18 protein-coding genes are annotated in these 24,872 nt (G+C 37.1%); 7 read left to right on the plus strand and 11 right to left on the minus strand.

All coding sequences use genetic code 11. From position 1 onward, the window contains the following. Window positions 1-90 precede the first annotated feature (90 nt). The 3 genes from B5488_RS10700 (at window position 91) to B5488_RS10710 (ending at window position 3,629) form a co-directional block, all read left to right on the plus strand. The gene (locus B5488_RS10700; protein WP_079735252.1) at window positions 91-807 is read left to right on the plus strand and encodes an energy transducer TonB; all 717 of its coding nucleotides are present in this window, start codon (window positions 91-93) and stop codon (window positions 805-807) included. A 34-nt stretch (window positions 808-841) separates the two neighbouring features. Beyond that, window positions 842-2,620 (plus strand): vWA domain-containing protein, encoded by a 1,779-nt coding sequence (locus B5488_RS10705; RefSeq protein ID WP_079735253.1) that lies wholly within the window; start codon window positions 842-844, stop codon window positions 2,618-2,620. A 247-nt stretch (window positions 2,621-2,867) separates the two neighbouring features. Continuing rightward, the gene (locus B5488_RS10710; RefSeq protein WP_079735254.1) at window positions 2,868-3,629 is read left to right on the plus strand and encodes a TrkA C-terminal domain-containing protein; all 762 of its coding nucleotides are present in this window, start codon (window positions 2,868-2,870) and stop codon (window positions 3,627-3,629) included. A 176-nt stretch (window positions 3,630-3,805) separates the two neighbouring features. Here B5488_RS10710 and B5488_RS10715 read toward each other — a convergent pair whose 3' ends face one another. From B5488_RS10715 to uvrC, 11 genes are all read right to left on the minus strand, one after another. Further along, window positions 3,806-5,446 carry an Ig-like domain-containing protein gene (locus B5488_RS10715; RefSeq protein ID WP_079735255.1) on the minus strand — a complete coding sequence of 547 codons (1,641 nt, stop codon included), beginning with the start codon at window positions 5,444-5,446 and terminating at the stop codon, window positions 3,806-3,808. Window positions 5,447-5,698: 252 nt separating this feature from the next. Beyond that, window positions 5,699-7,414, minus strand: a complete 1,716-nt coding sequence (locus B5488_RS10720; protein WP_079735256.1) for a hypothetical protein — start codon at window positions 7,412-7,414, stop codon at window positions 5,699-5,701. A 10-nt stretch (window positions 7,415-7,424) separates the two neighbouring features. Further along, the gene (locus B5488_RS10725; protein ID WP_079735257.1) at window positions 7,425-9,971 is read right to left on the minus strand and encodes a TonB-dependent receptor; all 2,547 of its coding nucleotides are present in this window, start codon (window positions 9,969-9,971) and stop codon (window positions 7,425-7,427) included. 190 nt (window positions 9,972-10,161) lie between these two features. Beyond that, on the minus strand, window positions 10,162-11,793 hold the full coding sequence (gene pgi, locus B5488_RS10730; RefSeq protein ID WP_079735258.1) for a glucose-6-phosphate isomerase: 1,632 nt from the start codon (window positions 11,791-11,793) through the stop codon (window positions 10,162-10,164). Between the two features lie 122 nt (window positions 11,794-11,915). After that, on the minus strand, window positions 11,916-13,160 hold the full coding sequence (locus B5488_RS10735) for a M23 family metallopeptidase (protein WP_172840000.1): 1,245 nt from the start codon (window positions 13,158-13,160) through the stop codon (window positions 11,916-11,918). Between the two features lie 4 nt (window positions 13,161-13,164). Then, on the minus strand, window positions 13,165-14,133 hold the full coding sequence (locus B5488_RS10740) for a tryptophan 2,3-dioxygenase family protein (RefSeq protein WP_079735260.1): 969 nt from the start codon (window positions 14,131-14,133) through the stop codon (window positions 13,165-13,167). A 4-nt stretch (window positions 14,134-14,137) separates the two neighbouring features. Beyond that, entirely contained in the window at window positions 14,138-14,917 is a 780-nt protein-coding gene (locus B5488_RS10745) for a DUF3108 domain-containing protein (RefSeq protein ID WP_079735261.1), read from the minus strand. 299 nt (window positions 14,918-15,216) lie between these two features. Further along, window positions 15,217-16,359 carry a 4-hydroxyphenylpyruvate dioxygenase gene (gene hppD / locus B5488_RS10750; RefSeq protein WP_079735262.1) on the minus strand — a complete coding sequence of 381 codons (1,143 nt, stop codon included), beginning with the start codon at window positions 16,357-16,359 and terminating at the stop codon, window positions 15,217-15,219. A gap of 37 nt (window positions 16,360-16,396) precedes the next feature. Beyond that, entirely contained in the window at window positions 16,397-17,563 is a 1,167-nt protein-coding gene (locus B5488_RS10755) for a homogentisate 1,2-dioxygenase (protein ID WP_079735263.1), read from the minus strand. 191 nt (window positions 17,564-17,754) lie between these two features. Beyond that, on the minus strand, window positions 17,755-19,983 hold the full coding sequence (locus B5488_RS10760; RefSeq protein WP_079735264.1) for a patatin-like phospholipase family protein: 2,229 nt from the start codon (window positions 19,981-19,983) through the stop codon (window positions 17,755-17,757). 21 nt (window positions 19,984-20,004) lie between these two features. Next, a complete protein-coding gene (gene uvrC, locus B5488_RS10765; RefSeq protein ID WP_079735265.1) occupies window positions 20,005-21,810 on the minus strand; it encodes an excinuclease ABC subunit UvrC in 1,806 nt (601 codons plus the stop codon). Between the two features lie 178 nt (window positions 21,811-21,988). Here uvrC and B5488_RS10770 point away from each other — a divergent pair, with 178 nt between their 5' ends. The 4 genes from B5488_RS10770 to B5488_RS10785 are packed head-to-tail and all read left to right on the plus strand — an operon-like array spanning window position 21,989 to window position 24,829. Continuing rightward, window positions 21,989-22,414, plus strand: coding sequence for an ATP-dependent zinc protease family protein (locus B5488_RS10770; RefSeq protein ID WP_079735266.1), 426 nt, complete (start codon window positions 21,989-21,991; stop codon window positions 22,412-22,414). Continuing rightward, entirely contained in the window at window positions 22,411-23,283 is an 873-nt protein-coding gene (gene rimK, locus B5488_RS10775) for a 30S ribosomal protein S6--L-glutamate ligase (RefSeq protein WP_079735267.1), read from the plus strand. The genes B5488_RS10770 and rimK overlap by 4 nt, the downstream gene beginning before the upstream one ends. Window positions 23,284-23,286: 3 nt before the next feature. Next, on the plus strand, window positions 23,287-24,267 hold the full coding sequence (locus B5488_RS10780; protein ID WP_079735268.1) for a succinylglutamate desuccinylase/aspartoacylase family protein: 981 nt from the start codon (window positions 23,287-23,289) through the stop codon (window positions 24,265-24,267). Next, entirely contained in the window at window positions 24,260-24,829 is a 570-nt protein-coding gene (locus B5488_RS10785; protein WP_079735269.1) for a 5-formyltetrahydrofolate cyclo-ligase, read from the plus strand. Before B5488_RS10780 ends, B5488_RS10785 begins: the two co-directional genes overlap by 8 nt. Window positions 24,830-24,872: the final 43 nt, after the last annotated feature.

Here is a 24,872-nt window from a genome sequence, read left to right on the forward strand (position 1 = left end):
TTTTGGCATTTTAATTGATAGTTATTCAAAATACCAACCATTTTATTAAGTTTTTAAATATTTAATTACTAACTATTAATCTAATATCTTATGAAACCTAAGAAAAATGTCAAAGCCGATCTTCGGAAAAAATCGAACTTATTTTTATCATTCGGACTTATTGTAGCCTTGCTGGCCAGCTTAATTTTAATAGAATGGAAAACCTATGACAAGGAAGAATTTAAAGAAGAGCAGGTTTATTTAGATGCTCCTGAAGAAGAAGTAATTCCCATTACTGAATTGGTAAACACACCGCCCCCTAAACCTCCGGTAATTCCAGATGCAATAGATATCATTAAAGATGATCCAGATCTTGAAGAAGACGAAATTGAGTCTACCGAAATAAACCTTGACAACATTGTGGAACCAGATGAAATAATTGATCATAAACCCGATGAAGAACCAGAAACAGTACCCTTTACCTTAATTGAAGATGTGCCTATATTTCCCGGTTGTGAGCAGCTAAATGATAATGCAGCGAGAAAAACCTGTATGAGCGAAAAAATTACCGCTTACGTGAACAAAAACTTTAATAAAGAGTTAGGAAGTGAATTAGGACTATCAGGCGTTAACCGCATTAATATCCTTTTTCAAATAAATACTGAAGGAGAAATTGTAAATATTCAGGCAAGAGCACCGCATCCTAAGCTTGAAGAAGAAGCTAAAAACCTCATTAAAGCTTTACCAAAAATGCAACCAGGGAAACAACGCGGAAAGCCCGTTAATGTAAACTATGCTCTACCCATAATTTTCCAGGTTCAGGAATAAAAATCGACTTCTTCAACACCTATAAATTCAATTTATGAAGTATAATTTACTATTTATTTTAAGCCTATTTCTCTGCAACTCGATTTCGGCACAAACAATAACCGGAACAGTAAGCAATGAAAATTCTACACCACTTCCCGGCGTTAACATCCTTAATAAGAGCACAAATTCCGGGACACAAACCGATTTCGATGGAAATTATAGCATTAAAGCTGAAAAAGGAGATCTTCTTACATTCAGCTATATTGGTTATAAAACCAAAGAGATTAAGGTAAAGGATAAGAAAGTAATTAACGTCTCTTTAGAGCCAGACAATGTTTCTTTGGACGAAGAAGTAGTTGCGGTTTCAGAAACGATAAGAATTCGAGGAACTTCAAGTTTACAGACTGGCTATGGCTATAACAATAGAACTAACAAAGAAGCTTATAAAGAACGAAACGAGAATATTTTTAAAAGTGTTAAGACCGCACCACTTTCTACCTTTTCTATAGATGTAGACCGCGCTTCCTACAGCAATATTAGGAGAATGATTAACAATGGGCAGGAGATCCCAAAAGATGCCGTTAAAATAGAAGAAATGGTAAATTATTTCAACTATGATTATGCGGGGCCTAAAGATGAACATCCATTTGCGATACATACAGAGGTAGCCAAATCTCCGTGGAACCACCAGACAAAACTCGCCAAAATAGCGTTGCAGGGTAAAAACATTCCTACTGAAGATATCCCTGCATCTAATCTTACATTCCTATTAGATGTATCAGGCTCTATGAATTCCCCCAACAAATTACCTTTATTAAAATCTTCTTTTAAAATTCTGGTTAACCAGTTACGGGAAAAAGATCGAGTAGCCATAGTGGTTTACGCAGGTGCTGCGGGGGTAGTTTTAGAATCCACACAGGGCAGTGAAAAAATAAAGATTTTGGAAGCTATTAATAATCTAAATGCCGGAGGTTCCACAGCCGGAGGTGAAGGCATAGAATTAGCTTATAAAATTGCAAAAGAGAACTTTATTGAAGGGGGAAACAACAGGGTGATTCTCGCAACAGATGGTGATTTTAATATTGGCGCCAGCAGTGATAGCGCAATGAAGGAATTAATTGAAGAAAAAAGGGAAAGCGGTGTATTTTTAACCGCTTTAGGTTTTGGAATGGGGAATTATAAAGATTCAAAACTGGAAAGCCTTGCCCAGTCCGGGAATGGCAACCACGCTTATATAGATAGCATGCAGGAATCCAGACGAGTGCTGGGAACCGAGTTTGGCGGAACACTTCACACCATTGCCAAAGATGTAAAAATCCAGGTAGAATTCAATCCCGCAAAAATCCAAGCTTACCGCTTAATTGGATACGAAAACCGACTGCTGAATGCAGAAGATTTTAATGATGATGAAAAGGACGCCGGCGAACTTGGAAGTGGCCACACCGTTACAGCTCTTTATGAATTAATTCCTGTAGGAGTGGAAAGTGAATATTTAAAAGGAATAGACTCACTGAAGTATACTAACACCGAAATAAAAAATAATAGCGATGAGTTATTTACGGTGAAATTCAGGTATAAGGATCCAGAGGGTGCAAAAAGCAAGCTTATTACAAAGACGGTACAGGATACAGAAAAGGATTTTGAAGAAGTCAGCACCGATTTTAAGTTTGTTGCTGCTGTAGCACTTTATGGAATGAAATTAACCGATTCAGAATTTGTGAAAAATCATAATACTGAATTGATTTTGGAACTCGCCGAAAAAGGTCGTGGAAATGATAAGGAAGGTTACAGAGCAGAATTTATAAGACTCGTAAAAAGTACGGTGCAGTAGCTCTAAGGTTTTTGTATTGATTCAAAACAATTAATTAGGTTTCATTAGCTATGGAACCTAATTTTATTCCTATAATTTTTGGAGCCTCTAAATTTAAAGACAAAACACTCATATCCGGCAAAAAAGCCAGGGCCAGAGAACTTAAAAATAGCAACAAGCAATTAGAAAACATAAACTTCTAAATAATATAAAAAATACAGAAATTAGTTTATCTTTTATTGATACATAGTCATATAAATGAATTCTTATGATTGCCGCTGTTACGCTATTTTTTATTATCACACTTTCAGCCTTGATTACACGGGTTGCGGCCATAGCTTTGGCTCACACGGGACTTTCTACCCAAAGCGCAAGGTTCCAGGCTCGTTCTGCATATACCGGCTCAGGCTATACTTCTTCTGAAACTGAAAAAATAATGAACCACCCGGTTCGTAGAAAAATTATATACAGCCTTATGCTTATAGGTAATGCCGGTATAGTAACCGCTATGTCTTCTTTAATTCTAACTTTTGTGCTGCCAGATAGCAATGCAGCTAAGCTGTATGGGTTGCTTATAGTTGTGGTAGGACTTGCCATATTATGGTGGGCCATTAGAAGTGATTGGGTAGACCGCGGACTGTCAAAATTGATTAGCAAAATGCTAAAAAAATATACCGATATAAATGTACAGGATTATGCCGCTGTATTGCACTTACACGACAATTACCATGTAAGTGAAATGCGGGTAGAGAAAGACAGTTGGCTGGCCAATAAGACTTTAATAGAATTAGATCTTAGAAAAGAAGGCATAACTGTACTGGGAATAGACAGAAAAGGTGAAGACTATTTGGGTTCTCCTTCGGGAAATTCAAAAATTTTGCCCCACGATGTCATCACGCTTTATGGCAAAGCAGAGGTTTTTGAAAGTATTTACAAGAGAACCAGTGATTTTGGCGGGGAAGTACAACATAAAAAATTTGTTGAAAAAGAAGCCGAGAGAAAAAAAGATCAGTCCAAAACAGAGAAATAAAAATGAATTAATTTATTATTTTCAAATTAAATTTTTCGATACGCCCCATGAGGCTTTTATCCTTTAGATATATTCTACCTATCGGTGGAGTTAGTAGATTTTTGATTTCAATAGTTTAAAACGCAAAAAACCACCCCGAATTGAGGTGGTTATTTCTTTCATTTTTTGAGATAAAATTATTCCCAGGTATTTTCTGCAGCTTCACCACCCCAAATTAAACTAATTAAGTATGGATTATCAATAAACGGGTTACGGTTTCCCTGAGCCCCTTCAATTACATTATTTCGCTGGATTTCAAAAGCTGATACTGGATCTTCTCTATTCCATTTAAGGAAAAGTTCTACGTTACCAACTTTGGTGATATCTTCATTATATCGCACATTTAAATAAAGGATCATACGTGCTACATCTCCCTTCCACTCATCGCCAGGGAAGAACGCGCTATCGTCTACAGATTCGTAGTCTCCGCTACCATCTGTGTAAGGGTTGTTAGAACGCAGCTCATTTACATCAGCATCTGCAACTCTTAGGTGATGTAAATCTGTTCTTGCCTCTTCACTTGATAGAAGTGACTGCGGAAAAACATGCTCTGTATTAAAAGTTTGAGGTGAATAAGAATTACTTCCAGATGTATACTCTTCCCAATACCTGCTTTCTCCAGAATACATAAGAATTACATTGTCAGCATTTTCCAAATCTTCATCGGCATTGTAAAGATATTCGTGACGCTGGCCATAAGAAAGAATAGTAGTATGCATTTCTCTGGTAAGGTCTGATACTACCTTATAATTAAGATCTTCGTTCTGGGAAATCGCAAGACCATCATAATAATCTTCCAGTTCTGAAGGAATATTAAAACTAACCGGGTCTACAAGCGTTACTGTTACCGTAGCGGTAGAACAAGTTGCATCAGGCTGGTCGTCATCACAAAGGGAATAGGTAAAAGTATCTTCTCCCATATAACCACTCTCGGGAGTATAAGAAATACTTCCGTCTTCCTTTAGAACAATAGTGCCGCGACTATCGGTATCATCTATTGAAGAAATTACGGCATCGTCTATAACCTCATCGTTACTCAACAAACTATTAATGGTAAATGCTGAAGTGTTCATATCTATCACCAAAGTATCATCATTGGCTACCGGCGAACCTTCATCTATTACATTAATAGTTATTGTAGCCGTGGCACATTCGGGCTCTTCGTCTTTATCACAAATAGTATAAGTAAAAGTATCTTCTCCCGAAAAACTTTCAGCTGGGGTATATACTATGTTATTTTCGTCGTCTAATTCTACTGTTGCATTAGGACTTTCTGAATTAACCGAAGAAATTTCGGCATTATCAATCATATCGTCATTATCCCCATAGTTGCGAATCACCAGCACTTCATCTTCATCAGTTTCATAAGCATCGTCTTGGGCAACGGGCGCACCGGCATCGCCAACATTAATGGTTACTACTGCTGAAGCACAGCGGCCCTCACTAGCGGGCACACAAAGCTCGTAGGAAAAACTGTCTTCCCCTTCAAAACCTTCAGCAGGAAAATAAGATAAAGTACCATCACGGTTATCTTTTATTTGTCCCCCTTCAGCAGTTTCTGAATCGAAAGAACTAATACGGGAATGGTCTACAACCTCATCGTTCTCCAGCAAAAAATCTTTTGAAATCTTTAACTCCTGATTTTCTGAAGTTGTTACCGCATCAGCTACGGCAACAGGGTTTTTTATTTCGGGAATTTCCGGGTTTACACTGTCGTCATCACTACTACATCCTGCAAAAAGCAAAATGGTCAAAGCAGAAAAAAGAAACTTTTTCATTTATAAATTTTAAAAATTGAAATTAGGTAATTAATTATTTATCTGTAAGATGCCTAAAAGGAGGAATTTAACTAAAAATGTTACTTTACCTCTTAGTTGAGACTTTTTGGTTTAACCCTTAGACTTTGCCCAGGAGACAAAAACCTCTTTTGTTATTTAAACGGTTAAGCATAATTATTATACTAAAATAAAAACCCCCTTACCGATTTTAAGATCGATAAGAGGTTTTTTATTTACTATGAAACTTGAAATTTATTCTTCATCTTCATCACTAGGAACCACCCAGGCCCCGCTTTCATCTTTAATAAGGCTTAATGATTCTGTAGTATTCGTACCATTGTAGATATCGAATGTTAAGACATACGGCTGACCAACTTCTGCATCTGGGGCAATTTCATTTAGAAGTGCCTGCATTGCTTCCACAAGCATTTCATCACTCCAGAAAGCTGAATTTCCTTCCCTGCGATCAAAGTTGTTGTATTGTTCCATACTACCTACTTGAGTTGGATACTGATCTTCCAAAACTGAAGCAATAATACCATAATCACTACCACTTAAGGTATATCTAATTGTATTATCTGGCACCCACTCTGTTCCATTATTCCCAAACTGAAGGCTTCGTTCAGCAACTTTTGGGACATAATTGAATTCCCCATCTTCGAAAACGAAAATTCCATAGGCAGTGTTTGTAGAAGTACCATTGTAAAAATCAAAAGCTACAGGTACCATAAACCCTTCTACTGCATAAGGAAACTGAGGTTCTAAAAAAGTTGAAAGTTTATAAGCCAATTCTTCTTCATCATCGAAGTTTGGATAGCTTTGTCCCATTTCAGTATAATCGTCTTCCTCCAGGGTTATTGGCATAGCCCAGGTCCCGTTGGTAAGGGCGAATACATTTGTTACTTCAATAGTTGATACGGCAGCTTCGGTATCCACAACATAAGAACCGTTTTCTAAAACCAGCGCCTGTACCCTGGTAGAAACACCACCACTGTAAACATCATAAGTTAATTCAAACTTATCACCATCTACAGCATCAGGATAGTTTTCCATCAACGCAATATTAAAAGCTTCTAAAAGCATATCCATGCTCCAAAAATTATCGCTGCCTTCACCAACATCAAAACTGTGGTACTGTGCCGTATTTCCTGCTGGTCCTGAATAAGTTTCACTTAATTCTGCACCTACTAAATCGTAATCATCGGTAGTTAGCTCATAAGCAGTACCGCCCACGCTTACGTAAGCATTGCCATTAAACTGAACAGTCATACTTTCTGTTCCTGGATTCCCATTATAGATATCATAAGAAACATTGTATTTTTGTCCCTCTACACCTTCTTGATTCTCTAAGAGCACAATATTGATTGCTTCAAGGATCATTTCGTTGCTCCAGTATGCATTATTACCTTCCCTTCTTTCAAAATTCCCGTGCTGGTTCATATTACCGGTTTGTGCCGGATAAATATCTTCAAGCTCCTCAACTACAAAATTAAAATGTGAATCGTTAAATGTAAATGATTCCTCATTGGCAACAGTATTATAGGTAAGCCCAACAAACTTTCCCTCTTCTGCCCTTGGAAATTTAACATCAAGAAAATCCTGGATATCATCTAATCCTGAAAAATAATCTTCAGATGGGTAATCATCGGCAGTAACCATATATTCCTCTACCCTGATAGAGTCGAAAACATTAAAAGTTACATTTACCGAAGAATTTTCGCCCAGAGCAGGGTAAACTTCTGATAACAATACAGGAATTAGTTCGCGCGCCTCATCTTCTGTATCAAATTCATACTGATCTTCCGGCAGGTCCAAAAATTCATAATCTTCCTCTTGTAAAGTATATTGTTCGGCTGCCTGAATATTGCTGATTTTTTCATCAATGTCGTCATGGATGTCCTCCATAGGCTCACAACCTGTGATGGCAATCCCTATGAAAAGCATTAAAAGGTAAAAAGTATTTTTCATCTTTATATTTTTAAAAATTTATTTTCATTCCTACCGTATAGGTGCGTCCAAACCCATACCATACTGAAGCAGTTCCTGCATTAGAGCCAGAACCATCAAAACCGAAACTTACATATTCTGTATCCAGCACATTATTCACGTTACTGTTTAATGTAGCTTCAAAACCTCCAAATTCAAATTTGTGAGTAAGACCTGCATCTAACAAACCATAAGATGGGATTTCCCAAGGGCTATAGTCATCACCTGAGCTTACCCCAAGTATATCAAATTGAGTGTATAATTTATCTATATATGTCCAGTTGGCACGGATAGTAGTCCCAGCAAGTACTTCATAATCTCCACCAAGAGCAAATGTATTTTGCGCACTACCTCCTACCGGGATATCTTTAAGGAAAAGATCTATACCTTCTTCTAAAATTGGGTTTTGCTCTTCATCAAAGATCATTACATCCTGTACGTTACTATCCCATTTCCAGTCTCCAATAGAAGCCATACCATTAATAGTAAGATTATCTATAGGTTTATAGCTAAAATCGAATTCAATACCCTGGTGCAATGCATCAACCCCAAGAATATTAGCAGTGTAATTTTCTCCTGATTCAGTATCAAAAATAGTTTGTGTAAAGGGCTTATCTTGCCAGCTTGTTCTATACACGTTAAGGTTAGCTCTAAATTTTGAACTTCTAATTCCGTAACCAATCTCGGCACTAAATATCTTTTGATTTTCAGCATCCTCATTAACATCGTTAACAAAGTTTAGGAAAACCTGGTCAAAGAAAGGAGCTCTTTCAAAATAACCAGTATTTACAAAAACATTGTGTGTGTCGTTAATGTTATAGTTTGCCCCACCTTTTATACTTGGTGCAAAAAAGCTTACCCAATCTGTTTTCTGCAAATCATCAGAGTCAAGATAGTTAAAGTAATCAACTCTTTTATAAGAAGTATTTGAAGCAGCACCTGAAATAAATGCAGAAAGATCGTTCTTAGAATACTCTGCCTGAAGGAATCCACCTTCCCAATGTACTAAACCATCATTGTGATAGTTAATTTTATCTCCTACTCGTGCAACATTTACCGGGTTGTTCGCATCACTATCATCTAACCAGTAAGTACCACCTAGAAGATTTTTCACTTCCTGGAAGTGCTCTCCTTTATAGTACCTAAGATCTATACCGGCTAACAAATCGATATCCTCAGTAATTTCTGTAGTTAAAGTAGAAAGGGCACCATACCAGTTATGGTCATTTCTTGAATTATATAGAATGGTTTCAGAACCAAGAGCGCCGTTTGCAACGTTTTCATCTACTACCAGGTCTAAATTAAAAGGCTGTAGGTATCCATTTCTATATGGAGAATCAATACTTCTTAAGTTAGCAGCACCATCGTAGCCACCGCCACCACCTGTACCGAAAGATGCATACAAAGCTGTAGACAATTCAGTCTTATCTGAAATATCCCAGTAGTGATTTAAAGACATCTGGGGCTTGTGGTAGAAGTTATCCTGTACGTGAGTAACCTCACCGTTTAAATAACCCCAATCCCCGTTAAATTTTCTTCCTCTTTCACTCTGACGGAAAGTTTCAATTAAATGAGAAGTTTCTCTTTGCCCGTGTCTTTGTGGCGCTCCAAAAGCTGTAAAAGACAATTCGTGATTATCGTTGAATCTTTTTGCAAGGTTTACAAAATAAGAATAACCTTCAAACTCAGTTCCATCTACATATCCATTACCTGTAGTTTTAGATAAAGAAACCGTAGCAGCAAAACCATTATCTAACAAGCCTGTAGAAACCGTTCCACCATATTTTTGATACCCATCATTACCGGTAGTAGCAAAGATGCTTCCACCTTCTTCAGAATCGGTAGATTTTGTAACAATGTTTATAGTTCCTCCAATAGAAGGTACAGCTACTTTAGAAGCTCCAAGACCTCTTTGTACCTGCATAGTTTGAGTAACATCAGAAAGTCCTGCCCAGTTACTCCAGTAAACGTTACCGTTTTCCATATCATTTACAGGGACACCGTTAATCATTACCGCAACATTTTCAGAATCAAAACCTCTTAATCTAAGTTCTGCATCACCAAATCCACCACCTTGTTTGTGAACAAAAATACCAGGAGTAGATTGTAAGATTTCAGGGAATTCCTTGTTACCTAATTTCAATTCAATTTCTTCAGCTTTAATAGTAGAAACCGCAACTGGCGTTTTTCTATCTATTGCTAAAGAAAAACTTGTAATAACAATTTCTTCTAAAGCTCCAGCATCAGCATTAAGGACTATTTCACCTAAATTCTGCGTACCATTGGTAAGGTTAAAATCTAAAGTTTTTGTTGTGTACCCAACGAAGCTAACTTTTACTTTTCCAGAATTTGAATTTACATTCAAAGAAAAGTTACCATCAAAGTCTGTTGTGGTTCCATTGTTTGTTCCTTCTACCATTACAGTTGCACCTGGCAGGGGTCCATCCATTTCAGAATCAATCACCGTACCGGTAAGAGTTCCTTGAGCAAAAATCGTAGCCGATGTTAAAAACAGGGCCAGAAGTAATAATTTCCTCATGTTTAAAATTTGTTTGTTTTGAGTTTAATTTTCGATGCAAATGAAGCTAAATACTACTTCCCAGAGTTTACCGGAATGTTAAGAAATTTAACTTTAACACCTTGTTCGCTGCAAAACTAAAACAAATTTTTAACTAATTGATTTCCTGCTCACTATTCATTTTCACAGGTTGTTAACAAAATGTCTATTTTTACTTTAAAAAGAATTCTAAAAGACTTTTAGTAGAAGAATCGTGGTTATTTATCGATTTATTTTCGATTTCAGCAAGAATATTGCTAGCAAGTTGCTTACCTAATTCTACACCCCATTGATCGTAGCTAAAAATATTCCAAATCACACCCTGCACAAAGATCTTATGCTCATACATCGCGATAAGCTTCCCTAAACTTTCAGGAGTAAGTTTGTTTACAAGCAGTGTATTCGTAGGTTTATTACCGTCAAATTCTTTAAATGCTGATAACTTCCGAACCGCATCTTTAGACAATCCCTGGGTCTCAAGCTCCTGCTTCACTTCCACTTTAGATTTCCCCTGAAGCAAGGCCTCAGTTTGCGCAAAGAAATTTGCCATCAATTTATTATGATGATCCTGGTCTTGATGTAGTGATGTTTTATATCCTATAAAATCTGCGGGAATTAATTTGGTTCCCTGGTGAATTAACTGAAAAAAAGCATGTTGGGAATTGGTTCCCGGCTCACCCCAAATAAGGGTTCCGGTTTGATAATCTACTTTATTCCCATTTCTATCTACGCTTTTCCCATTGCTTTCCATAATTGCCTGTTGCAAATATGCCGGAAGCCTGTGCAAATATTGCGTGTAGGGAATTACCGCTTCACTTTCAGCTTTAAAAAAATTATTGTACCAAATACTTAGTAAAGCCAGTTGTACCGGAATATTTTCTTTAAAATCTGACGTTTTAAAATGTTCGTCCATTTTATGGGCGCCAGTTAATAGCGCTTCAAAATTATTATAACCTACCGCCAGGCTTATAGAAAGTCCAACCGCACTCCATAGGGAAAAACGACCGCCAACCCAATCCCACATAGGGAACACATTTTCTATGGCAATACCAAATTCTTCAACATTTTTTAAATTGCTGGAAACTGCCGCAAAATGCTCGGCAACTGCTTCCTGGGGAGCTGTTTTTCTAAACCAGTTTCTTATTGTTGTAGCGTTTGTAAGTGTCTCCTGGGTGGTAAAAGTTTTGGAAACTACAAGAAATAAAGTGGTTTCAGGATTTAAATGTTTTAGGATTTCTTGAACGTGATCACCATCTACATTGGAAACATAATGAACATTTAAATGGTTTTGATAATACTGAAGTGATTCTGTGACCATCACCGGGCCAAGATCTGAACCTCCAATGCCAATATTTACAACATCGGTAAACGCTTTACCAGTGAAACCTTTTTTCTCCCCGCTGATTATCTTTTCAGAAAATTTCTTAATCTTTTCTTTTGCCTCCTGTACTTCAGGCACAACGTTTTCGCCGTCTAGCGTAATTTTTGCATCGGCGGGAGCTCTTAGGGCCGTGTGTAGAACAGCACGATTTTCGGTTTGATTAATCGCATCTCCATTAAAATAAGAGTCTATTGCCGATTTTAAATCACATTCTTCAGCAAGCTCGAGAAGTAAATCACGGGTTTCTTTAGTAATTCGGTTTTTGCTGTAATCCAGGTAGAAATCCTCCCAGGCAATGGTAAATGCAGAAGCCCTTTCAGAATCTTTTTTAAAAAGATCTTTAAGCTGCAATTTTTGCACTTCGTTAAAATGCTTTTCTAATTTTTTCCAGGCTGTTGTTTGGGTTGGATTAATACTTTTCATTTAATTTTTTCTTTTCCTGGCCTTGGCCTAAAACTTATAATTCTTTTTTATTAAACCTGTGAGATTTCAAGATCTAATGAATCTTTTCTCAACTAAAAATTTTGTGTGCTCCCTTTTGGAGTTTAATTTTTATAGTCCTTATACGGAATATCATCCAACGAAGTTCTTAAATCTTCTATCGCAGCAAAATACTGTTCCTTATGCTCTGGTTCTATATGTTTTGCTGTGGGTAAATTTTGGCGATAAGGATCTACCTGCTTCCCGTGAACCCAAAAGCGATAGCAAACGTGCGGACCTGTTGCCAGTCCCGTACTTCCTACATAGCCAATTACATCCCCTTGTTTTATGCGCTGGCCGCTACGTACATTTCGCTTACTCATATGTAAATACTGCGTGGTGTATTTATCGTTATGCCTAACTTTTACATAATTTCCGTTTCCAGAAGTGTAACTGGAAGCGATTACGGTTCCATCGGCAGTGCTTACAATTGGCGTTCCGTGGGCAGCAGCATAATCGGTTCCCAGGTGAGCTTTCCATCGTTTTTGAACCGGATGAAATCTTCTTTTGGTATATCTAGATGAAATTCGGCTATAATTTAATGGTGCTTTTAAAAAGAAACTTTGTAGTGCCTTTGCCTCTTCATCATAAAAACTGGGTTGCCCGGTTAGTGAATCGGTTTCGTATTCAAAAGCATAAAAAGGTTTATCTCCATGCTTAAAAACCGCGGCTTCAACATTTTCAATCCCAACGAAGGTAGTGTCATCTATATATTTTTCAGAATAAATCATTTTAAACTGATCTCCCTTCTGAAGTTTAAAAAAATCGATACTCCATTGATAAATATCTGAAAGTTCATAAACCAAAAGATTGCTCAAACCTTGCGCCTGCACAGCTTCTGAAAGTGAAGAAGTAATTACTCCCGAAACTTCCCTTCTTTTTACACTTACCGGCTTCTTTTTTCGCTCTACACTTATGCTATCTCCAATTCCCAGCACAGTATAGTTCACCCTGTCATTTTGATAAATGAAAAATTGCGGCGTATTAGCCGAATCTCTTGCTTTAAGAATTTTGTATTTCTTCCCGGCAGTAATTCTAGCAGGGTTAAATGTATCTTTTACTTTTTCTGAAATCTGGTAGATCTTACCACGATCTACCCCGTGTTGATCCAGAATATAGCCAAAACTATCTCCAGATTCAACCGTCCCCTCTACAACCTTAAAATCATCCAGAATAAAACCGAATTCCTTTTTAACAGGTTTAGGCACTTTCTTTTCTACCTTTTCTTTATTAAGAGCGGTTTCTTTTGCGTCATCTTCACAGGCTACGAAAGCCAACATCAATACCAGTAGGAAACTTATTTTCTTCAATTTTTTAGCAATTTTCTTTCTGTGTGTTAAACATATGGTTTACCCATTCTTTGCCCCAATTCTCTAATTCTTCTTCATTCCATACATAAGGGAAAAAACTAATTCTTTGAAATCCGGAGGGTAAAAATTCTTTCCAATTCGTTCCTCCCGTCGCTGCAATAGTTTCTTTATCCTTATTTAAATACCTGTAAGCAGCACCCATATGCATAAGGGGCCAATTTATATTTACATTGGCGTCAAAATTACGTAATGCTTCTTTTAATACCTTATTATTTTTAACCGAATCTGGAAGTTGTTGATATTTATGAAAAAGGGTTCTTCCTTTATATTCTGAAGCTATTCTTAGAAAACGCGCTGTATAGCGTTTTTCAAACTGTTTTAAGGTTAAAGTTTTTTCCCCGGTTTTTAAGTCTATCCCGCCTTTTTTCCAGTAAATATTTTCGTACAAGTCTTCCAGCCGATTCTCTTCTGAAAATTGATCTCTTATTTTAAATGAAACCAAATTTTCTAAAGGGGTTGAATAAATCTCTATCATTCTAAACTGCGCAGATTGGAATCCGCTTGCAGGCAATAAAGACATTCGGAATTTAAGAAATTGCTCTCTTTCCATTCCTTTTATCATCACATCAAAAGAATCGGTTAGAATTCTAAAATAACGATTTAAACGATTGTATTTTTCAATTAAAAAGTTGGCATCAGGAGCTTCAGCCTCAATTATTTGTTTCTGCTCATGGATAATGAGCTTAAAATAAAGCTCGGTTATTTGATGGTAGGAAATAAAGATTTTTTCGTCTGGAAAATGAGTCAGGGTTTTCTGCAGACTTAATAAGGTATCGATACTCAAATAATCCCAATACGTGAGATACCTATCATATAAAAGTCCGTCTAAATAGGAAGCCAGATCCTGACCTGAATTTTTAAACTTTTCCTCTAATGCAAAAATACGTTCTGCAATTTCCGGCTTTATTTCCATGTATTTATTCCATAATTATTTTAAACGGATGCTTCAGGCCTTTATACTCGTCTAAATCGGCATCTAAAGATCCCACAGTGAGATTTGCTTCAATTTTAATTGGTAGTTTATTAGCATCGTCACTTACCCAAAAAGTAAGACTTTCTTTTTCTTTAAAAACCCTTCCGGCCATAACATACGGCCTAAATTTTAAAGTCGCAACTTTACCAAACTTGGTTTTTATCACTTCCCTTCCTAAAAACTTCAATTTAAAATCCATGTTCTCATCATCTATAAATAGATTGAGACGCATTTCATCTCCCGGGCTAAGCTCATCGGTTTTTATATTGTTGCGAATATAATAAAATGCCGATAACATGTCGTGCACATTCGGCTTGGTGGTATAGGTATGATTTTCGTTGTGTTTTTTATCAAAAACGTAAGCTTTATTATCGCTGTGATCAAAGTCTATTTCCAGGTCTTTGGTATAGCCGCCTTCATCTATTTTTCTAATAAATTTATAAGGTTTTCCATCCTGTTTATCAATATAAGTACGATACGTATCATCTACCTTAAAAAACCAATGTAGTAACCCGGTAGATTTTCCTTTACCTTCAATATGATAAACCGGTGTCCCGTTTATACTGGTTTCATCTACCTCTAACGTGGCAAAACTGGCATTAAAAGGACCATAATGTATGCGGAATTTAAACCATTCTCCCGCACTAAATGCTTTTTGAGATTGAGCCTGAAGCGCGAAACCGGTTAAAAGAAGAAGAAATATTGTAAATACACTTTTTTTCATACCAAATTTTTAAATACTGATTTACAGAATGCTTGGGCTATGGATATTTACAATTTCTATTCCAAATGTATTAAAACAAAAAACCCCATCAAATTAATGAAGGGGTTTTTGTCTTATTAACCAACTAAAACTTAAATTATGAAAAATTAAATACATTATTGGTAACCACTCCAAAAATGCGAGCGCAAAATTCTGCATTTAATAGAGTTATTACAATCATAAAATTGACTTTAACACAATAATTTTCAGTAATTTAATTTTTTAACTATATGATTTAGTTTATTTAATTATTTTGAAACTTATTGCAAGGTTCCTCGCAAATCCTGTTCTCTCTCAATAGCTTCAAAAAGCGCTTTAAAGTTTCCTTTTCCAAAAGATTGTGCTCCTTTTCGCTGAATTATCTCAAAGAACATTGTAGGACGGTCTAAAACCGGCTTGGTAAATATCTGTAATAAGTAACCTTCGTCGTCACGATCTACCAATACTCCAAGCTCTCTTAAAGGTTCAAGATCTTCATCTATTTTTCCTACTCTATCCAATAACGTATCATAATAAGTCTCTGGCACATATAAAAATTCCACCCCGCGATCTCTAAGCTGAGTTACGGTTTCAATAATATTATCTGTTGCCAGTGCGATATGCTGCACACCAGCGCCGTTATAAAAATCTATATATTCTTCTATTTGAGATTTTTTCTTTCCTTCAGCAGGTTCGTTGATCGGGAATTTAATTCTACCATTTCCGTTACTCATTACTTTACTCATTAGAGCCGTGTAATCTGTAGAAATATCTTTATCGTCAAAAGACACCATTTGCGCAAAGCCCATGACTTTGCCATAGAATTCTACCCATTTATTCATTTCGTTCCATCCTACATTTCCAACCATATGGTCTATAAATTTTAGACCGGTATCTTTAGCCTGTACTTTGGTAGCATAGGTTTTATAACCGGGAAGAAATGGCCCTTCGTAATCTTTTCGCTCAACAAACAGGTGAATGGTTTCCCCGTAAGTATGAATTCCCGAAATCACAGCTTTCCCATGTTCGTCTTCCATTTCGTAAGGCGCTACGTAAGATTCAGCACCACGTTTTGTGGTTTCTTCGTAACTCTTCCTGGCATCATCTACCCAAAGCGCTACCATTTTCACACCGTCTCCGTGCTTGTTGATGTGGGCATTAATATCACCTTCTGGCTGAAGCGGAGAAGTAAGCACAATTCTAATCTTGCCTTGTTGCAAAACGTAAGAAACACTATCCTTTCTTCCGGTTTCCAATCCTGCATAGGCTACAGGCTGAAAACCCCAGGCGTGTTGGTAATAATATGCTGCCTGCTTGGCATTGCCTACATAAAGTTCTACGAAATCGGTACCCAGAATTGGAAGAAAATCTTCAGCATCCTGCATTACCTTTTCTAATTTTAGTGATGTATTATCAGTACTCATTTTAATATTTTTTATTGCTAATTTTTAATTATAAGTTTTAATGATTTTCATCCAACCAGGATGTATGGTAGGTTTCATCGGCAATTTCCATCGCGTCTTCAGTAAGCATTAACGGCTTAAATGTATCTACCATAACCGCTAATTCTTCGGTTTCTACCTGGCCAATACTACGTTCTACAGCTCCCGGGTGCGGCCCGTGCGGAATTCCCGCCGGATGCAAAGAAATATGGCCGGCTTCAATATCGTTCCTGCTCATAAAATCGCCATCCACATAATACAATACCTCATCACTATCAATATTACTGTGGCTGTATGGTGCCGGAATACTCTCTGGATGGTAATCGTATTTACGCGGACAAAAACTGCAAACCACAAAAGCATCGGTCTCAAAAGTTTGGTGCACCGGTGGTGGTTGGTGAATTCTACCGGTAATAGGTTCAAAATCGTGAATAGAGAATGCATACGGATAATTATATCCATCGTAACCTACCACATCAAAAGGATGCGTAGCGTATACCATATCAAATATTTCGCCCTGCTTTTTTATTTTAATCAGGAAATCACCTTTTTCGTCATTGGTTTCCAATTCGTGCGGTTGCCTAAGATCGCGCTCGCAAAATGGTGAGTGCTCTAACAATTGCCCAAACCAATTTCTATAGCGTTTAGGCGTATAAATTGGTCTTCTGGATTCCACGATAAATAAGCGATTGTCTTCGTCGTCAAAATCTATTTTATAAATAGTTCCTCGCGGAATTAATAAATAATCGCCGTATTTAAAATCCAGATTTCCTAGATGAGTTCTTAATTTCCCGGTTCCTTTATGTATAAAAAGCAATTCATCTGAATCTGAATTCTTATAAAAATAATCATCTGTAGAACCTTGAGGAGAAGCCAGGGTGATATCTACATCACTATTGGTTAAAACCACTTTTCGACTTTCAAGATAATCGGGATTGGGTTTTACCTGGAATCCTTTAAAGCGATAAGATTTTATATTGTTTTCCGCAGCGATTTTCGGCTTTACGCTATAACTCCCTCTCACTTCTTTAACCTGCGTTGGGCGGTGTTCGTGATAGAGATTAGAAGACATCCCGTCAAAACCAATCGTCCCAAAAAGTTGTTCGTAATAAAGGCTGCCATCTGGCTTTTTAAAAACCGTATGGCGTTTATGGGGAATCTTACCGAGTTTATGATAAAAAGGCATAATCTGATATTTTTAATTCAACTCCCAATTTCTGAAAGAATATTGAGAATTTGTTATTTTTTTCGGTGTTATTTTACTTTAAAACAAATATCGGGAATTTTTAAGGAAACATTCTTAAAACATCTCTAAAAACCGGGAAGGAAATCTAAAACCTCCCGACGAAACCTGAGAGAATTAAAATCACTGATTTACTAAAACCAAAAGCCAAGACTAAAAAACCATTGGCTGGCTTTAATCTCAGGCGAATAGGTGTATTTCACCTCTAAAGGGCCAATAAATGTATCTATGCCATAACCAAGCGCATAGCCGGTAAAATCTGGCATCGAAAGCCAAGTGCCCGATGAATATAATTTGTTCCCAACATTGGCAATATTCGCACTCGCGATCACGTGGTTTTTTCTGAAAATTTCATAATCAAATTCCACGAGTCCTTTTATATAACTATCGCCTGAAAGACTTATAAAATCGTATCCGTAAAACGGAACAAAATTATTGATAAGGTTATTACCATAACCTCCCAGGAAGAAGTCTAGCGTGTTTACTCCGTCATTTCCAATTTTAAATCCTGCTTCAGTTACAATTCGGGTAGAAAATCTATTAATGGGAGAAAAAGCATAACCTAAAGTTCCTTTTGCGATAGAAAATTCAGAAAAATCATTATTAAAATCTGAAGAAAACAAGTAAAGATGAAAATTCCCGTCAAAATAAACGCCACGGGACGGAAAGTATTTATTATCGTAAGAATCGTATTTTAAATAGCTAAAAGCGCTGTAATAATGGCTGTTTTCAAAAAGCCTGGTATCACTTATTTCCGGATTTGGATTATTTAAAGTTTCAGAAGCAATTTTTAAAAATTTATGTTCGGCTCCCAGTCCGAAGGAAAAAACCTGCTTAAATAAAGTTTCAGCATAAAACTGATTGGTAAAATCACGGTAATCTATATCTATCCTGTTTACTCCAATATCCTGCAACTCGGCGTTTTCACTAGCAAAATCAAAAGAAACCGGGTGATCAAAATTGTTATACCTAGATTTAACACCAATACTCCAGTAAAAACCTTTGTCTATATAATAATCAAAATTATATCGAAATTGATCTCCAACCACAACATCTAAAGATGTTACATCGTTAGAAAACAACAAACTTTTGTGGGTATAATTAATAAGAGCCCCAATTTGATAAAGCTCGTCATAATGCACTCCTAATCGCAGCAGGCTCTTATTTTCGCTTTCTTCTATTTGCAGGCTTAACGTGTAAAGGCGATCATCATTATTGGGAATTAACCTGTAATTAATTCGGTTAAAGTTTCCGGTGGCAGAAAGATTGTTTATGCCTTCGTTTAGATCTTTAAAAGTGAAATCTGTAAAGTAATTTAACCTTAATTTTCCCAAAATATAGGAACGCGGATAGGTATTATTGCCCTCTAAAGTAAGGGTACTTATTTGCAAGGTATCCATTTCTGGAATTACAATATTTCGGGGAGCGCTGTTTTGGCGGGCCGCAAGATTTTCAAGATCATCTTTCCTTTTTAGCGAAGCAACCCTTCCCGAATCTATAATTGCTTCTCCTTCTTCAAATGATAACACCGAAAACGGACTAATATCGGGTTTGATATAAATATCGGTTTTAGGAATTTTTTCCTTCATATCACTAATTGTCCGGAAATTGCTTATTTGAGCAAGAATATCAAAAACGTTCCGCAAATTGTCTTTATTTACAAGACTGTCCTGCACATCTACGCCAATAATTACCTCAGCGCCTCTTTTTCTAAGTTCTTCTACCGGGTAGTTGTTAGCGACTCCGCCATCGGTAAGCAGTCTTCCGTTTAAACTCACGGGGCTAAAAATAGAAGGAATTGCTCCACTGGCAGAAACAGCTTGTGCAAGGGAACCTTCATCTAAAATCACTTCTTCCCCGGTTTCCACATCGGCAGCAACACAAAAAAATGGAATAGGCAATTCTTTAAAATCATCTACATTTCCCAGGTGCATGGTAAGTTGGGACATTAAATTATAAATATTTTGGCCCCTGGAAAGTCCTGCGGGAAAGCCAATTTTAAAATCATCAAAAGGCAGGCTAATTGCATATTTTTCGGCATCTTCCTTTTCGTAAAAAGATTTTGCGCTACGCGGAATATTATCTTGAATTAAAATATTGAAATTGGTCTCGTGAAAAATCGAATCCAACTCATGCGCGGTATACCCGGAAGCATACAAACCGCCAATAATCGCGCCCATACTACTCCCTCCAATATAATCTATTCTAATTCCTGCTTCTTCAATTACTTTTAGCGCACCAATATGAGCAAGGCCTTTTGCACCACCTCCACTTAAAACGAGGCCCACTTTTAAATCTTCCTGCTCCTGGGAAATACCCGGAACCATTACAAACAGAAAAAGTAAAAGCAGTAGTTTTTTCATTTATTCATAATTTTTGAGAGCTTATTCCGGTGTATTCTCTGATTTATAATGATTGAAAATTATTCCCGCTTTAGAAACTCCAATAACCTCGGTGAGTTCTTTTTCTGAAGCTTCTTTTATTCGTTTTACCGATCGAAATTGTTTTAATAATTCTACCACAGTTTTTTCGCCAATCCCAGTAATCTCTTCCAGCTCTGTATTTAACGCGGTTTTAGTTCTTTTGTTACGATGAAAAGTAATCCCGAACCTATGCGCTTCATTTCTAAGCTGCTGGATAATTTTTAAAGTTTCAGATTTTTTATCTAAATAAAGCGGAATAGTATCTCCCGGATAAAAAATCTCTTCCAGGCGTTTCGCAATCCCAATAATGGCTATTTTTCCTCGTAAATCCAAAGCCTCCAATGCTTTTACTCCTGAAGAAAGCTGGCCTTTCCCGCCATCTACAATTATTAACTGAGGCAGGTCTTCCCCTTCATTCAGCAAACGTTTGTAGCGTCTAAAAACCACTTCTTCCATAGATGCGAAATCATCGGGCCCTTCAACGGTTTTGATATTAAATTTACGATAATCTTTCTTGCTTGGTTTTCCGTTTTTAAAAACCACACAAGCCGCCACCGGGTTTGTTCCCTGAATATTAGAATTATCAAAACATTCTATATGCCTGGGTTCTACATTTAGTCGAAGATCTTCTTTCATTTGTGCCATTATACGCTTCACGTGCCTGTCTGGATCTACGATCTTCATTTGCTTAAAACGTTCCTGGCGGTAATATTTCGCATTCCGAAGTGATAAGTCTACAATCTTCTTTTTATCGCCCAACTTTGGGATAATCACTTTCACTTCTTCGCCGGCATCAACCTTAAAAGGCACATAAATTTCTTTTGAATTCGAACTAAAGCGCTGCCGTATCTCGGTAATTGCCAGTTCCAGCAATTCCTCATCGGTTTCTTCCAGCTTTTTCTTCATTTCTATGGTATGCGACCTAATAATGGCGCCGTGGGATAGTTGAAGAAAATTTACATAGCCATAGCCTTCATCTGAAACTATAGAAAACACATCTACATTGGTGATTTTTGGATTAACCACGGTAGATTTAGACTGGTAATTCTCGAGAACATCAATCTTATTTTTAATACGCTGAGCATCTTCAAACTCCATTTTTTCGGCGTGCGTCTTCATCTGCTCTCTAAATTGCTGTAAAGAATCTTTAAAATTCCCTTTCACAATTTGCCGAATTGCTTCAATATTGCTGTTGTACTCTGCTTCAGGCTGCTTTGCTTCGCAGGGGCCTTTACAATTGCCTAAATGATATTCCAGACAAACCTTATATTTCCCATTCCTTATTTTTTCTTCGGAAAGATCATAATTACAGGTTCTAAGCTTATAAAGACCTTTTATTAGATCAAGCAGCGTATTTACCGTTTTAAAACTGGTAAACGGGCCATAATATTCGCTGCCGTCTTTTATTAATTTACGGGTAGGAAAAACCCTTGGAAAGCGTTCATTTTTAATACAAATCCAGGGATAGGTTTTATCATCTTTAAGCATCACGTTAAAACGCGGCTGATGCTTTTTAATAAGATTGTTCTCTAAAAGTAAAGCATCGGTCTCTGACTCTACTACAATGTGTTTTATCTCCTTTATCTTTTTTACCATTACGCCAATCCTGTGACTGTCGTGGCGTTTGGTAAAATAGGAAGTCACCCTTTTTTTAAGGTTTTTGGCTTTCCCTACATATAAGATTTTCCCGTTTTTATCGTAATACTGGTATACTCCAGGACTATTTGGGAGGGTTTGTACTTGTACTTCTAAAGCTGGCGTTTCCATTTCCCCAAAGGTAGAATTTATTATGCGGAGCTGTAAAAATTGATAGCGCCAGTAAATGTTAAATTTATATTAATTTGAATCCTAAAATTTGGTCTACTAGCTTAGCTATGGGCTTAACACGCTTTAAATTTTATAATTTCTATAAAAAAATTAGATAGGTATTTTACTACCTTGCAGTATGGAGAAAACAGTAATTGGGCGTTTTGATAAAGCAGATTTCCCTGCACTACATTTAAATGATATAGCTATTAAAATTGATACCGGTGCCTATACTTCATCTATTCACTGTGAAAATATTGTTGAAAAAGATGGGATTTTAGAATGTACCTTTCTCGATGAAGAGCATCCTTTATACAACGGAAAAAAATTTACTTTTACGGATTATGATATCGTTTTTGTGCGCAGCAGTAACGGAATTATTCAAAAAAGATATCAGGTAATATCTACTATTAAAATTTTTAATAAGGTCTATAAAATTTCCCTTTCTTTGTCCTCCCGACAGGAGATGAGGTTTCCGGTACTAATTGGCCGAAAATTCCTTACCAAAAAATTTATCGTGGACACCGAATTAACTGACGTTTCTTACAATCTTAAACAAAAATGAAAATAAAAATCCTTTCGCGTAATAGTCATCTTTATTCTACAAAAAGACTTGTAGAAGCCGCTACCAAACGCAAACATGAAGTAGAAGTAATAGATCCTTTAAAGTGTGATATCGTTATTGAGAAGCGTAAACCAAATATCTATTATAAAGGCGGTTATATAGAAGGCGTAGATGCAGTAATCCCAAGAATTGGGGCTTCGGTAACTTTTTATGGTACCGCGGTGGTGCGACAGTTTGAGATGATGGGAGCATTTACCACTACAGAATCTGAATCTTTGGTAAGAAGCCGAGATAAACTGAGAAGTTTACAGGTACTTTCCCGCGCAAAAATCGGGTTGCCAAAAACAGTTTTCACCAATTACTCCAGGGATGTTTCCGGAGTTATAAAACAAGTGGGCGGGACACCTTTAGTAATAAAATTATTAGAAGGAACACAGGGAGTAGGCGTTGTACTTGCTGAAACCAACAACGCTGCCGAATCTGTAATTGAAGCTTTTAATGGTCTACAAGCTCGCGTAATTGTTCAGGAGTTTATTAAAGAAGCTAAAGGTGCCGATATTAGAGCGTTTGTTGTAGATGGCCACGTAGTTGGTGCGATGAAAAGGCAGGGTAAAGAAGGCGAGTTTAGATCTAATCTTCACCGAGGAGGGACTGCTGAAGTTTTTGAACTTACCGATGAAGAGGAAATTGCAGCAGTAAAAGCTACTAAAGCAATGGGACTTGGTGTTGCCGGGGTAGATATGCTACAGAGTGCCCGCGGGCCGTTAATTCTTGAAGTAAATTCTTCTCCGGGATTAGAAGGCATTGAAAAAGCTACAGGTAAAGATATTGCCAAATCCATCATAAGATATATAGAACGGAACATTTAGCCTATGGCAAAAATAACCAGTGACAATGTTCTGGAAATACTCGGTGAAAAGGTAAAACCGGGAAAAAGCGCCACTATTAATTTTAATATGGCTAAACTTTACACCACCACCTCGGTGGAGGTACCAGTAATTATTGAACGTTCTAAAAGGCCCGGCCCCGTAGTGTTAATAACTGCAGGAATTCACGGCGATGAAATTAACGGGGTAGAAATTGTTAGGCAAATTATCTCTAAAGGAATTAACAGACCTCAAAAAGGAACTGTTATTTGTATTCCCGTGGTTAATATTTTCGGATTTCTAAATTTACGCCGGGAATTTCCAGATGGTCGTGACCTTAACCGAATGTTTCCCGGAACAAAACACGGTTCCCTGGCCAGCCGATTTGCATTTCAGTTTGTAAAGAAAATATTGCCACTGGCTAATTTCTGTTTAGACTTTCATACCGGCGGTGCCAGCAGGTTTAACGCACCACAAATTAGGGTGAAACGCGGTGACGAACAAAGTCTTAAATACGCTAGAATTTTTAGTGCGCCGTTTACTATTTACTCCAAAACAATCACCAAATCTTATCGCGAAACCTGTGCTAAAAATGGTGTTCCCGTATTGCTTTTTGAAGGCGGAAAATCTATGAATAGCAATCGCGATATAGCTAAACATGGCGTTGAAGGCACGATGCGTATTTTAAGCTTTTTGGAAATGCTCAATCCAAAATTCGAATATCCAGATGCCATTACTGAAACGGTAGTGATTGAAAATACCAACTGGATGCGCGCAAAATATAGCGGACTCCTGCATATAAAAATTCCCTGCGGAAAACACGTGGAAAAAGGAGAATATATTGGCACTATTACCGATCCCTACGGAAAATTCAGGCATAAGATTAAAGCAGTGAATACCGGTTATGTGATCAACATAAACGAATCTCCTATTGTTTACCAGGGCGATGCAATTTTTCATATTTCAGCACCACCAAAAGATGAATAAAGCCGAATTAAGAAAAAAATACAAAGCTTTACGTCTAGAACTTTCCGAAGAAAAAATAGAAGCGCTTAGCCTGGAAATTGCAAATCAGTTACTACAACTCCCGGTTTGGGAAAAAGAATTCTACCATCTTTTTTTAAGCATTGCCGAGCAAAAAGAAATTGATACCGAAAATATTTTGCATATTCTCCAGGGCAAAGACAAGAATGTGGTACTGTCTAAAACCAATATCAAGGAACATAAACTGGAACATTTTTTACTTACCGATACCAGCGTAATTAGAAAAAATAGATGGAATATTCCTGAACCCGAAGGTGGTATTCCAATCCCGCCCCAACAAATAGATGTGGTTTTTGTTCCGCTTCTGGCATTTGACGAGCACGGTCATCGTATTGGCTATGGCAAGGGTTTTTACGATAATTTTCTTAATGAATGTAATGCCGATGTGGTTAAGATTGGTCTTTCATTTTTTGAGGCCGAGCCCAAATTTAAAGAAGTTTTTAGCAGTGATATTCCATTAGATTTCTGCGTTACACCAAATAAAATATATAGCTTTAAAAATTAGGGAATTAGGAAGTATTCTGTTATTTTTAACAAAACTTTCGCCC

It is taken from the genome of Salegentibacter salegens (assembly GCF_900142975.1).
Taxonomy (GTDB): Bacteria; Bacteroidota; Bacteroidia; order Flavobacteriales; family Flavobacteriaceae; genus Salegentibacter; species Salegentibacter salegens.